Source organism: Pseudomonas sp. HS-18 (assembly GCF_020401845.1).
GTDB lineage: Bacteria > Pseudomonadota > Gammaproteobacteria > Pseudomonadales > Pseudomonadaceae > Pseudomonas > Pseudomonas nitroreducens.
Genome location: NZ_CP084413.1, coordinates 4475460 through 4488320, shown reverse-complemented (window position 1 = coordinate 4488320; position 12861 = coordinate 4475460). Strand labels below are relative to the sequence as shown.

Annotated in this window: 10 protein-coding genes; 9 read left to right on the top strand and 1 reads right to left on the bottom strand. The window is 65.2% G+C overall.

Going from position 1 to position 12861, the window contains the following annotated elements:
• Window positions 1-82: 82 nt before the first annotated feature.
• The gene (locus tag LDJ84_RS20790) at window positions 83-976 is read right to left on the bottom strand and encodes a LysR family transcriptional regulator (RefSeq protein WP_024766911.1); all 894 of its coding nucleotides are present in this window, start codon (window positions 974-976) and stop codon (window positions 83-85) included.
• 166 nt (window positions 977-1142) lie between these two features.
• Between LDJ84_RS20790 and leuC the strand changes: the two genes are divergently transcribed.
• The 9 genes from leuC (at window position 1143) to truA (ending at window position 12845) form a co-directional block, all read left to right on the top strand.
• Window positions 1143-2570 carry a 3-isopropylmalate dehydratase large subunit gene (gene leuC, locus LDJ84_RS20785; RefSeq protein ID WP_024766912.1) on the top strand — a complete coding sequence of 476 codons (1428 nt, stop codon included), beginning with the start codon at window positions 1143-1145 and terminating at the stop codon, window positions 2568-2570.
• Between the two features lie 11 nt (window positions 2571-2581).
• Window positions 2582-3226 (top strand): 3-isopropylmalate dehydratase small subunit, encoded by a 645-nt coding sequence (leuD, locus tag LDJ84_RS20780; protein ID WP_024766913.1) that lies wholly within the window; start codon window positions 2582-2584, stop codon window positions 3224-3226.
• Window positions 3227-3261: 35 nt separating this feature from the next.
• Window positions 3262-4026: a class I SAM-dependent methyltransferase gene (locus LDJ84_RS20775; protein ID WP_226045367.1), complete on the top strand. Its 765-nt coding sequence runs from the start codon at window positions 3262-3264 to the stop codon at window positions 4024-4026.
• An 87-nt stretch (window positions 4027-4113) separates the two neighbouring features.
• Window positions 4114-5196 (top strand): 3-isopropylmalate dehydrogenase, encoded by a 1083-nt coding sequence (leuB, locus tag LDJ84_RS20770; RefSeq protein ID WP_024766915.1) that lies wholly within the window; start codon window positions 4114-4116, stop codon window positions 5194-5196.
• A gap of 80 nt (window positions 5197-5276) precedes the next feature.
• A complete protein-coding gene (gene asd, locus LDJ84_RS20765) occupies window positions 5277-6389 on the top strand; it encodes an aspartate-semialdehyde dehydrogenase (RefSeq protein WP_084357418.1) in 1113 nt (370 codons plus the stop codon).
• 275 nt (window positions 6390-6664) lie between these two features.
• The gene (locus LDJ84_RS20760) at window positions 6665-7810 is read left to right on the top strand and encodes a FimV family protein (protein ID WP_226045366.1); all 1146 of its coding nucleotides are present in this window, start codon (window positions 6665-6667) and stop codon (window positions 7808-7810) included.
• 94 nt (window positions 7811-7904) lie between these two features.
• Complete coding sequence (locus LDJ84_RS20755; RefSeq protein WP_084357417.1) at window positions 7905-8915, top strand: aspartate-semialdehyde dehydrogenase; 1011 nt, start codon at window positions 7905-7907, stop codon at window positions 8913-8915.
• A gap of 167 nt (window positions 8916-9082) precedes the next feature.
• Entirely contained in the window at window positions 9083-11968 is a 2886-nt protein-coding gene (locus LDJ84_RS20750; RefSeq protein ID WP_226045365.1) for a FimV/HubP family polar landmark protein, read from the top strand.
• A 19-nt stretch (window positions 11969-11987) separates the two neighbouring features.
• Entirely contained in the window at window positions 11988-12845 is an 858-nt protein-coding gene (gene truA, locus LDJ84_RS20745) for a tRNA pseudouridine(38-40) synthase TruA (RefSeq protein WP_065084953.1), read from the top strand.
• Window positions 12846-12861: the final 16 nt, after the last annotated feature.

Genomic DNA, 12861 nt, shown 5'->3' with positions numbered 1-12861 from the left:
GCCAAGTGGGGCCGGCTAACGCATGGTGGCGTGCGGACGGGCATTCGGGCCCCTTCTTCTAATTCTGTCAGAACAATAGAGGTTAGGCCGCGACGGGTGCAAGCCCCGCCGCCTGGGCGTCGAGCAGGCGCATGAAGGCCCGCGCGGCGTTGGACAGGGTGCGCTCGGTATGCAGGATGTAGCCGAGCTGACGGCTGAGCTGGATGTCCTGCAGCGGCAGGCGTACGACGCTGTCATCCAGCATCGTACGCGGCAGTACGCTCCAGGCCAGGCCGATGGAGACCATCATCTTGATGGTCTCCATGTAGTTGGTGCTCATGCCGATGTTCGGCGTCAGGCCTTCGGCTTCGAACATGCGCCGCACGATGTGGTGGGTGAAGGTGTTGCCGCCGGGGAACACCGCCGGGTGCCGCGCCACGTCGGCGAGGAATACCGGGCCCTGTACCGACAGCGGGTGCTCGGGGGCGGCGACAAAGTCCAGCGGGTCATCCCAGACCGGCACGGCGCGCACCGGCTCGGCGGTTTCCGGTGCCAGGGTGATCACGGCCAGTTCGGCGCGGCCATGGAGAATCTCTTCGTAGGCTACTTCCGAGTCGCAGAACTGGATATCCAGCGCGACCTGCGGGTGGGCCTTGGTGAAGGCGCGCAGCAGCGGCGGCAGGCGGTGCAGGCCGATGTGGTGACTGGTGGCCAGGACCAGCCGGCCGCTCACCTCGCCGTTGAGGTTGGTCAGGGCGCGGCGGGTGTCGTCCAGCACATTGAGGATCTGGTAGGCACGGGGCAGCAGGGCGCGACCGGATTCGGTCAGGGTCACCTCGCGGCCTACGCGGTCGAACAGGCGCACTCCCAACTGGTTCTCCAGGGCGGCGATGCGCTTGCTGATCGCGGGCTGCGTCAGGTGCAGGCGCTCGCCGGCTTCGGAGAAGCTGCCGGACTCGGCGATGGCGAGGAAGGTGTTGAGGCTGGTCAGGTCCATGTCGACTCCCTGCGCTCTGGATACGGCGCCAGACTTTTATATCGCACCGTATTCCTCGTGGGAATCCTTTGGATAAAAAATATGAATTTGAGTTATTCGACGACAACCCATAGCATCATCCTCACAAGCCCTAGGGGCATAGAAAGACGCTGATGAGGACTCTCTGATGGCCGGCAAGACGCTCTACGACAAACTCTGGGAAATGCACGAGGTGAAGCGCCGTGACGATGGTTCGTCGCTCATCTACATCGACCGCCACATCCTTCACGAAGTGACTTCCCCGCAGGCCTTCGAAGGCCTGCGCCTGGCGGGTCGCAAGCCGTGGCGCATCGATGCGAACATCGCCACCCCGGACCACAACGTGCCGACCACCCAGGCCGAGCGCAAGGGCGGCCTCCAGGCCATCGCCGACGAAGTGTCGCGGATCCAGGTCCAGACCCTGGACGAGAACTGCGATGACTTCGGCATCCTCGAATTCAAGATGAACGACGTCCGCCAGGGCATCGTCCACGTAGTCGGCCCGGAGCAGGGCGCGACCCTGCCGGGCATGACCGTGGTCTGCGGCGACTCGCACACCTCGACCCACGGCGCCTTCGGTGCGCTGGCCCACGGCATCGGCACCTCCGAGGTGGAGCATGTGCTCGCCACCCAGTGCCTGGTCGCCAAGAAGATGAAGAACATGCAGGTTCGCGTAGAGGGCAAGTTGCCCTTCGGCGTGACAGCCAAGGACATCGTCCTCGCGGTGATCGGCAAGATCGGCACCGCGGGCGGCAACGGCCATGCCCTGGAATTCGCCGGCGGCGCCATCCGCGACCTGTCCATGGAAGGCCGCATGACCATCTGCAACATGTCCATCGAGGCGGGCGCCCGCGTCGGCATGGTGGCGTGCGACGAGAAGACCATCGAGTACGTGAAGGGCCGTCCGTTCTCGCCGCAAGGCAGCGACTGGGACAAGGCCGTGGAGGCCTGGAGCGACCTGGTTTCCGACGCCGATGCGCACTTCGACACCATCGTCGAGTTGCGTGCCGAGGACATCAAGCCGCAGGTCAGCTGGGGCACCTCGCCCGAGATGGTCCTGGCCGTCGACCAGAACGTGCCGGATCCGGCTGCCGAAGCCGATGCGGTCAAGCGCGACTCCATCACCCGCGCCCTCAAGTACATGGGCCTGAACGCCAACCAGGCGATCACCGATATCCAGCTGGACCGCGTGTTCATCGGCTCCTGCACCAACTCGCGCATCGAAGACCTGCGCGCCGCTGCCGCCGTGGCCAAGGGTCGCAAGGTTGCCGCCACCGTCAAGCAGGCGCTGGTCGTGCCGGGCTCGGGCCTGGTCAAGGCGCAGGCCGAACAGGAAGGCCTGGACAAGATCTTCATCGAGGCCGGCTTCGAATGGCGTGAACCGGGCTGCTCCATGTGCCTGGCGATGAACCCGGACCGCCTGGAAAGTGGCGAGCATTGCGCTTCCACCTCTAACCGCAACTTCGAAGGCCGCCAGGGGGCCGGCGGTCGTACTCACCTGGTGAGCCCGGCGATGGCCGCTGCGGCCGCGGTGACCGGTCGTTTCATTGACGTACGTGAATTGATGCAGGCCTGAGGAGACCGAACATGAAAGCCTTTACCCAGCACACCGGTCTCGTCGCGCCGCTCGATCGCGCCAACGTCGACACCGACCAGATCATTCCCAAGCAATTTCTCAAGTCGATCAAACGCACCGGCTTCGGCCCGAACCTGTTCGACGAGTGGCGCTACCTGGACGTCGGCCAGCCGAACCAGGACAACTCCAAGCGTCCGGTGAACAAGGACTTCGTCCTCAACTTCCCGCGCTTCCAGGGCGCCAGCGTGCTGCTGGCCCGTGAGAACTTCGGCTGCGGCTCCTCCCGCGAGCACGCGCCGTGGGCGCTGGACGAGTACGGCTTCCGCACCGTGATCGCGCCGAGCTTCGCTGACATCTTCTTCAACAACAGCTTCAAGAACGGCCTGCTGCCGATCATTCTGAAGGACGAAGAAGTGGACGAACTGTTCGCCCAGTGCGAAGCCACCGAGGGTTACCAGCTGACCGTCGACCTGGCCGCACAGACCGTGACCCGTCCGGATGGCAAGCAGTACCGCTTCGAAGTGGACGCGTTCCGCAAGCACTGCCTGCTCAACGGCCTGGACGACATCGGCCTGACCCTGCAGGACGCCGACGCCATCCGCAGTTTCGAAGGTGGCTATAAACAGCAGCAACCCTGGTTGTTCCGCGACGCCTGATGGCGCCGCAGCAACCGCAAGCCAAGGAGAAAGCCATGACCCAGAGTCGCCACGAGCAAGTGGTCCAGCGCCAGTTCGGCGCCCAGGCCAACGCTTACCTGACCAGTGCCGTCCACGCCCAGGGCGAAGAATTCGCCCAACTGCGTGAGCGACTGTCGGCGACCACTGGTGCGCGTGTGCTGGACCTGGGTTGCGGGGCAGGGCATGTAAGCTTCAACGTCGCGCCGCTGGCCGGCGAGGTGGTGGCTTACGACCTGTCCCAGCAGATGCTCGATGTGGTGGTTTCGGCCGCCGCCGAGCGCGGCCTGGGCAACATCTCCACGCGTTGTGGCGCCGCCGAGCAGCTGCCGTTCGAAGAGGGGGAGTTCGACTTCGTCTTCAGCCGCTATTCCGCGCACCACTGGCGGGATGTTGGCCAGGCGCTGCGCGAAGTGCGCCGGGTGCTCAAGCCGGGCGGCGTGGCCTGCTTCATCGATGTCGCGGCGCCGGGCTTGCCTCTGCTGGACACCTATCTGCAGACTGTCGAGGTCCTGCGCGACACCAGCCACGTGCGTGACTACTCGCCGTCGGAGTGGGCGCGCCTGGTTGGCGAGGCTGGGCTTGCGGTGACCGCTGCCAAGCGCCAGCGCCTGCGCCTGGCGTTCACGTCCTGGGTCGAGCGCATGCGTACGCCCGACGTGATGCGCCAGGCCATTCGTGCCCTGCAGCTTTCGATGGGCATTGAGGTGCGCGAGTATTTCGAGATCGACGCCGAGGGCTCTTTCAGCACTGACGTGCTGGTGCTCTGGGCCGAGCGCTGATTTCAGCTTTTTGACCGCTCCGGGTGGCGCGAGCCGCCCGGAGCGTTACGTTTTTTGCCAAGCGACTTTTATAAAGTGAGCAGAGAGATGAGCAAACAGATTCTGGTTCTCCCCGGCGACGGTATCGGCCCGGAAATCATGGCCGAAGCGGTCAAGGTGCTGGAGCTGGCCAACGACAAGTTCGCCCTGGGCTTCGAACTGACCGAAGACGTGATCGGCGGCGCCGCCATCGACAAGCACGGCGTACCGCTGGCCGACGAGACCCTGGAGCGTGCGCGCAACTCCGACGCCGTCCTGCTGGGCGCCGTGGGCGGCCCGAAATGGGACAAGATCGAGCGTGACATCCGCCCCGAGCGCGGCCTGCTGAAGATCCGTTCGCAACTGGGCCTGTTCGGCAATCTGCGCCCGGCCATCCTCTACCCGCAGCTGGCCGATGCCTCCAGCCTGAAGCCCGAAGTGGTCGCCGGCCTGGACATCCTCATCGTCCGCGAGCTGACCGGCGGCATCTACTTCGGCCAACCGCGCGAGCAGCGCGTACTGGAGAACGGCGAGCGCCAGGCGTACGACACCCTGCCGTACAGCGAAAGCGAAATCCGCCGCATCGCCCGCGTCGGTTTCGACATGGCCCGCGTGCGCAACAAGAAGCTGTGCTCGGTGGACAAGGCCAACGTCCTGGCGTCCAGCCAGCTGTGGCGCGAAGTGGTCGAGGAAGTCGCCAAGGACTACCCGGACATCGAGCTGTCGCACATGTACGTGGACAACGCTGCGATGCAGCTGGTCCGTGCGCCCAAGCAGTTCGACGTGATGGTGACCGACAACATGTTCGGCGACATCCTGTCGGATGAGGCTTCCATGCTCACCGGCTCCATCGGCATGCTGCCTTCTGCGTCGCTGGATTCGAACAACAAGGGCATGTACGAGCCTTGCCACGGTTCCGCGCCGGACATCGCCGGCAAGGGCATCGCCAACCCGCTGGCGACCATCCTCTCGGTCTCGATGATGCTGCGTTACACCTTCAACGAAGGCGCCGCCGCCGACGCCATCGAGAAGGCCGTGAGCCTGGTCCTCGACCAGGGCCTGCGCACCGGTGACATCTGGTCCGAAGGCTGCACCAAGGTCGGTACCCGCGAAATGGGCGATGCGGTAGTCGCGGCTCTGCGGAATCTGTAATCTGTCCGGCTCGCTCGTTCCCGCGCTCTTGTAGGAAAGCGGGAACGACGGCCCTCTAAATATTTGAAGGTGTAGTAGCGATGAAGCGTGTAGGTCTGATCGGTTGGCGTGGCATGGTGGGTTCGGTGCTCATGCAGCGGATGCTGGAAGAGCGGGACTTCGACCTGATCGAGCCGGTGTTCTTCACCACCTCCAACGTGGGTGGCGAAGGCCCGTCCATTGGCAAGGACATTGCCCCCCTCAAGGACGCCTACAGCATCGAGGAACTGAAAACCCTCGACGTCATCCTGACCTGCCAGGGCGGCGACTACACCAGCGAAGTCTTCCCCAAGCTGCGCGAAGCCGGCTGGCAGGGCTACTGGATCGACGCCGCCTCCAGCCTGCGCATGCAGGATGACGCGGTCATCGTCCTCGACCCGGTCAACCGCAAGGTCATCGACAACTCGCTGGACGCCGGCACCAGGAACTACATCGGCGGCAACTGCACCGTCAGCCTGATGCTGATGGCCCTGGGCGGCCTGTTCGAAGCTGGCCTGGTCGAGTGGATGTCCGCCATGACCTACCAGGCGGCCTCCGGCGCCGGCGCGCAGAACATGCGCGAGCTGATCAAGCAGATGGGCGCCATCAACGCCTCCGTTGCCGATGACCTGGCCAACCCGTCCAGCGCCATCCTCGACATCGATCGCAAGGTCGCCGAGGCCATCCGCAGCGACGCCATGCCGATCGAGAACTTCGGCGCACCGCTGGCCGGCAGCCTGATCCCGTGGATCGACAAGGAACTGCCCAACGGCCAGAGCCGCGAAGAGTGGAAAGGCCAGGCGGAAACCAACAAGATCCTTGGTCGCTTCAAGAACCCGATTCCGGTCGACGGCATCTGCGTGCGCATCGGCGCCATGCGCTGCCACAGCCAGGCGCTGACCATCAAGCTGAACAAGGATGTGCCCATCGCGGACATCGAAGGCATGATCAGCCAGCACAATCCCTGGGTGAAACTGATCCCCAACCAGCGCGAGATCAGCATGCGCGAACTGACTCCGGCGGCCGTTACCGGCACCCTGAGCGTTCCGGTGGGTCGTCTGCGCAAGCTCAACATGGGCTCGCAGTACATCGGTGCCTTCACCGTCGGCGACCAACTGCTGTGGGGCGCTGCCGAGCCGCTGCGCCGTATGCTGCGCATCCTGCTCGAGCGTTGATCCGCTCTGCGTCACCTCACAACGCCGGCCCAGTGCCGGCGTTGTGCTTTCTGGAACACGAGAAGTTCCCCTTGTGTAGGTGAACCGCCGCACAAAAACGCCAGCCTGTGTTGCTGCCGGCTCTTTGGCGCCAGTTTCTGTGACGCACCCGCAAAAGCCACCGGGAACCAGTCGCTATCCTCGCTGCCCGTCCATGGGGACAGGTTCTGGCGCGCCCTTTCGCGCCGGCCGACGGCAAGCAAGCAGCGGGGGAGAGGATGGCTCGGTTACACAGATTGTGGTTGGCAACGGCGGTGGCGGCGGCTTTCCTGCCGGGCATGGCGGGCGCCCTTGAGCTGGGCGACATTTCCTCGCGGGCGGCGCTGGGGCAGAACCTTTCGGCCAATATCGATCTGCGCGGTGCGGCTGACATGAGCTCCGAAGACGTCGTGGTGAGCCTGGCCTCGGCCGAGGACTTCGAGCGCCTCGGGGTGGACCGCAACGTGGTCACCAGCGGGCTGAAATTCACCCCTGATATCGGCAAGAACGGCCGTGGCGTCATTCATGTCAGCTCGAACAGGCCGATTCGCGAGCCGTACGTGAACTTTGTCCTGCAGGTCGTCTGGCCGCAGGGGCGCCTGGTTCGTGAGTTCACCCTGTTGCTGGATCCGCCGTCCTATGTAGCCAGCCCCGTGACGCCGCCGGCCATTGCGCCGGTTGCTGCCGTCCGCGCGCCGCAAGCGCAACCGTTGACGCCTTCTGTGGCCAATGCGCCGACTGACAGCTATCGCATCCAGCGCAACGACGCGCTGTGGGACATCGCCTCGCGCAATCGCCCATCCGGAAGCGTCTCGGTCATGCAGACCATGGCGGCGATGCAGCGGATGAACCCCGATGCCTTCGTCGACGGCAATATCAATCGCCTGAAGGTCGGCCAGGTACTGCGTCTGCCCAGCGAGCAACAGGTTCGCGAGCAGAGCCATGCCCAGGCAGTGGCCCACGTGGAAACCCAGAATTCGCAGTGGAAGGCCAAGCGCAATCCGCAACTGGCGCAGCAGGAGCGCCAACTGGACGCGACCCACAAGGCCGAGGCGGGCAGTGCGCCGGCGAAGGCCGAAGAGCGCGACAACCTGCGCCTGGTCTCCGGTCAGCCGGGTAAAGATAAAGGCAAGGTGGAGGCCGAGCAGTTGGCCGTTGCCCAGGAAGGCCTGGACAGCGCACGCCGCGAAGGCGAGGAGCTGCGCAGCCGGATTTCCGACCTGGAAAGCCAGACCCAGAAGTTGAACAAGCTGATCGAGCTGAAAGACTCGCAGATCGCCGGCCTGATCGCGCGACTGGCCGAGCAGGATCGCGCCAAGGCCCAGGCCGCCTCGCCAGCCGGCAATCCCCAGGCATCGGCAGGGTTGACCGCTCAGGCCGCCGGGGGCGAGCCGCGCCCCTGAGCTGCGGCGATAGGCGGCGGGGCGCTCGATTGCTTCGCCGCCGGTGGGGGCAGTAAAGTGCTGCGCTACTTTTCCCACCGATTGTGAGACCCCGATGCCTGAAACACTCGACATTGCCGTAGTTGGCGCCACAGGACTCGTTGGCGAGGCTTTGGTCGAACTGCTGGAAGAGCGCGACTTCCCCGTCGCCAACCTGTATCTGCTGGCCAGCGGCGAATCCGCCGGCAAGTCGATAGGCTTCCGTGGGCGCAACATCCGGGTCGGCAAGCTCGATGAGTTCGACTTCGCCAAGGTGCGCCTGGCTTTCCTCTCCGTGGGCGCCGAAGCTGCTGCCGACTGTGCCGCCCGCGCCGGCGAGGCAGGCTGCAGTGTGATCGACCTCAGTGGTGCCGCGCTGAACAATGCCGCCGCACTGTTGGCCCAGGCCTGCGTGAATGGCGATGCCATCGAAACCCTGCAGCTCCCCGCCCTGATTGCAGCACCGGCAGCGCCCGCCGCCGAGGTGGCCGAGGTGCTCGCCGCGCTGCGCGGCGTGCTGGAGCTTCGCCAGGTCAATGTGGCTGCCTGCCTGTCTGCCTCTGCGCTAGGGCGCGAGGGGGTACAGGAGCTGGCTCGGCAGACTGCCGAGCTGCTCAATGCGCGCCCGCTGGAGCCACGCCTGGTGGATCGCCAGTTCGCCTTCAACATGCTCGCGCAGTTGGGTGGCGTCGACGAACAGGGCCATTCCGCGGTAGAGCGTCGCATCGCGGCGGAGCTCGCAAGGCTGTTCCCCGAGCTGGAGCATGGCCTGAGCGTGACCTGCAGCGTGGCCCCGGTTTTCTTCGGTGATGCCCTGATGCTGACCATCAAGACTGTGACACCGGTTTCCCTGCCCGACGTCAGTGCAGCTCTTGAGGCGGCTGACGGCATTGAGCTGGTGGAAGATGATTACCCGACTGTCATCGGCGATGCACAGGGGCAGGATAGGGTTTACGTCGGTCGCCTACGGAACGGTCTGACAGATTCGTGCGAACTGAATTTGTGGATTGCGTCAGATAATGTGAGAAAAGGCGCAGCCCTAAATGCTGTGAACTTGGGCGAATTGTTGATAAAACACTATCTGTAAAAGATACTTACCGAATATTTGAAGAAGTATTCTAGCTTGGCAATACTGGCCGGGAACGTCGCTGACAGGGGAAGCACTGCCGTGAAAACGGCGGGTGTAGTGGGCAGCGGCGCCCGATAGACGTTGTTCTAATCCAGAAAAAAGCTATTAAAACAAGGGATTAATATATGGTCCGGCTTCGCAAACTGGTGCAGGCAATCGCAGCTGCTTCGGCACTGACCTCGGGCATGGCGCATGCGCTGGGGTTGGGAGACATCCACCTGCGTTCGGCGCTGAACCAGCCGCTGGATGCCGAAATCGAACTGGTTGAAGTGCGTGACCTGTCCGCGGCCGAGGTGATCCCGAAGCTGGCTTCGCCGGAAGACTTCAACAAGGCCGGCGTCGACCGTCAGTACTTCCTGACCGGGCTGAAGTTCACCCCCATCGTCAAGCCCAACGGCAAGAGCGTCATTCGCGTGACCTCCGACCGGCCGGTGCAGGAACCCTACCTGAACTTCCTCGTGGAAGTGCTCTGGCCCAATGGTCGACTGCTGCGCGAATACACCGTGCTGCTGGACCCGCCGCTGTATTCCCCGCAGACCGCCGCCGCCGTGCCGCGCGCGCCGATGGCCGTCCCCGCACCCGCCGTGCGCCCGTCCGCCACGGCTGCGCCCCGTCCTGCCGCCGCTCCCGCCCGCAGCGCCGCTCCGGCCCCGGCTGCCGCGTCGCGCCGCTTGGACGGCAACGAATACCGCACCGGCAAGAATGACACCCTCTGGGACATCGCCGCCCGTGCGCGCCCGGACGGCAGCGTATCCGTCCAGCAGACCATGCTGGCGATCCAGGATCTCAATCCCGACGCCTTCCTCGGTGGCAACATCAACCGCCTGAAGAGCGGCCAGGTGCTGCGCCTGCCCGATGCGGAGCAGATCAAGGCCCGCACCCAGCCGACCGCCGAGGCCGAAGTCAAACAGCAGTACACCGCCTGGCGCGAGGGCCGCAGCCTGCCGGCCGGCGGTACCCGTCAGCTGGACGCCACTCCCCGCGCCAACGCCGGTAACGCTCCGGCCCAGGCCGAGACCAAGGACAGCCTGCGCCTGCTCTCCGGCGAGAACGGCAAGGCCAAGGGTGGCGACAAGGGCAGCAAGGATGGTCAGGCCGTCGCCGACAAGCTGGCCGTCACCAAGGAGAGTCTCGACAGCACCCGTCGCGAGAATGACGAGCTGAGCAGTCGCATGACCGACCTGCAGAGCCAGATGGACAAGCTGCAGAAGCTGATTGCGCTGAAGGATGCGCAGCTGGCGAAGCTGCAGAACGAATTGGGCAACGACAAGGCTGCAGCCAACGGCGCCGCTGTCGTGCCGGCTCCGGTGCCGGGCGCCGAACCGGCTGCTCAGCCCGCAACTCCGCCGGCTCCGGCGGTCGCTGAACAACCGGTCGCCCCGGCTCCCGCTGGCGATGCGGGCACCCCGCCGGCACCGGCCGCCGAGGCGCAGCCGCAACCGGCACCGACGCCCGCTCCGGTCGCCCCTGCTCCCGCGCCCGAGGCGCAGAAGCCCAAGCCGGCGCCTGCTCCAGTGGCTGCACCGGTCGAGCAGGCCCAGACCAGCATCGTCGACGAGATCCTCGCCAACCCGATCTGGCTGGGTGCAATTGCCGGCAGCGCACTGCTGGCCCTGCTGGTCCTGCTGATGATCATTTCCCGTCGCCGCGCCGCCAAGGAGCAGGAAAGCCTCGCTGCCTACGCCGGCGACGACGAGCCGCACCTGGACGATGACCTGGCCCTCGCCGGCAGCGAGCTGGATACCCTCGACGTGCCGCAGGCCGCCGAAGTCGCCGCCCCGACACAAGCTGCGCCCGAGCGCGTTGCCGCGCAGACCAGCGATGCGCTGGGCGAGGCGGATATCTACATCGCCTACGGCCGCTTCAACCAGGCTGCCGAACTGCTGCAGGGCGCCATCTACGACGAGCCGCAGCGCGCCGACCTGCGCCTGAAGCTGATGGAGGTCTATGCCGAGATCGGTGATCGCGAAGGCTTCGCCCGCCAGGAAAACGAGCTGCGCGAGATCGGCGGCGCCGAACCGCAGGTGGAACAGCTGAAATCCCGCTATCCGGGCATGGTCACCCTGGCTGCAGTGGGTGGCGGCTTGGCCGCAGCGGCAGCGGCTTCCGACGATGAGCTCGACGGATTCAGCCTGGACGACTTCACCATCGATTCCCCGGCAGCCGCTGCGGAGCCCGCTGCGCAGCCCCATGGCGACCTGGACGATGCCTTTGACCTGGCGCTGGACGATCTTGATCTGGGCGAAGACAAGCCTGCCGCTCCGGCCACCCAGCAGAACGACGATCTGTCCTTCGGCAGTTTCGACCTGGATGACGACCTGAGCCTGGGCGGTTCGCCGGCCGAGGCGCCGAGCGCCAAGGCCGAGGACGACTTCGCCTTCGACCTCGACCTGCCGGAAGAGTCGGCTGCCAAGGTTGAGGCTCCGTCGCTGGCGGACGATCTGGGCGATTTCTCCCTGGACCTGGACAAGGATCTGGAGAAAGACACCCACGCTACCCTGGCATCGGCGGAAGACGACTTCCTGCTGGGCCTGGACGACGACACCGCTTCGCTGTCCGGAGTGAGTCCCGAAGAGTTCAGCCTGGATATCGACAGCAAGGCGCCGCAGGCCGACGACCTGCCGGACGACTTCGACCTGTCCCTGGCGGACGACGAGCCGGTGCCGGCCAAGGCCGCCGATAGTTTCGCCGCACAACTGGACGAGGTCAGCGCCGAGCTGGATCGCCTGTCGTCGCAGAATGACGAGGCGCAAGCTCCGGTTGCCGCGCCGTTGGCTGAAGACAGCTTCCTCGCGAGCGACCTTGCCCTGCCGGGCGAAGGGGCAGATGACGAAGACGATTTCGACTTCCTCTCCGGCGCCGATGAAGCGGCCACCAAGCTCGACCTGGCGCGTGCCTACATCGACATGGGTGACACCGAAGGCGCCCGCGACATCCTCGATGAAGTGCTCACCGAGGGTGACGACAACCAGCAGCAGGAAGCGCGTGAACTGCTCGGGCGTATCGCCTGAGCCGGAAGGCTCCAGATAGATGATTGAAGCAGTACTCTCAGCGGCGGCCGAATCGGCCGCCGTTGGCGTTTCCAGGATTGCCCTGGGCGTCGAATTCAAAGGCTCGCGTTATCGCGGCTGGCAGCGCCAGGAAGATGGTGTGCCGACCGTACAGGGGGCGTTGGAAAAAGCCCTGTCCCGGGTGGCCGATCATCCCGTCTCGTTGATGTGCGCGGGCCGTACCGACGCTCTGGTGCATGCGAGTGGGCAGGTGGTGCATTTCGACACCACGGTCGAGCGCCCGCTCAAGGCCTGGATCATGGGCACCAATGCCAACCTGCCGGGCGATATCAGCGTGACCTGGGCGAAGGTGATGCCGGCGCACTTCCATGCGCGCTTCAGTGCCCTGGCGCGGCGTTACCGCTACGTGATCTACAACGACCAGATCCGCCCGGCGCACCAGGCCGAAGAGGTGACCTGGAACCACCGTCCGCTGGACGCCTCGCGCATGCGCGAAGCGGCCCGGGCGCTGGTCGGCACCCATGACTTCACTTCGTTCCGCGCCGTGCAGTGCCAGGCCAAGTCGCCGGTGAAAACCGTGCATCACCTGGAGGTGATCGAGCACGGCCGCTTCATCGTGCTGGATATTCGCGCCAACGCCTTCCTGCACCACATGGTGCGCAACTTCGCCGGTGTGCTGATGACCATCGGCGCCGGTGAGCGGCCGTCGGAGTGGGCGGCCGAAGTGCTGGCGGCACGCGATCGCCGTGCCGGGGGCGTCACAGCGCACCCTTACGGGTTGTACCTGGTGCGCGTGGAGTACCCGGAGGAATTCGTGTTGCCCGAGCGCTACCTGGGGCCACATTTCCTTTCAAGTTTGCCGGATGTCGTTGGCTGACGTTGCCGGGGGCATT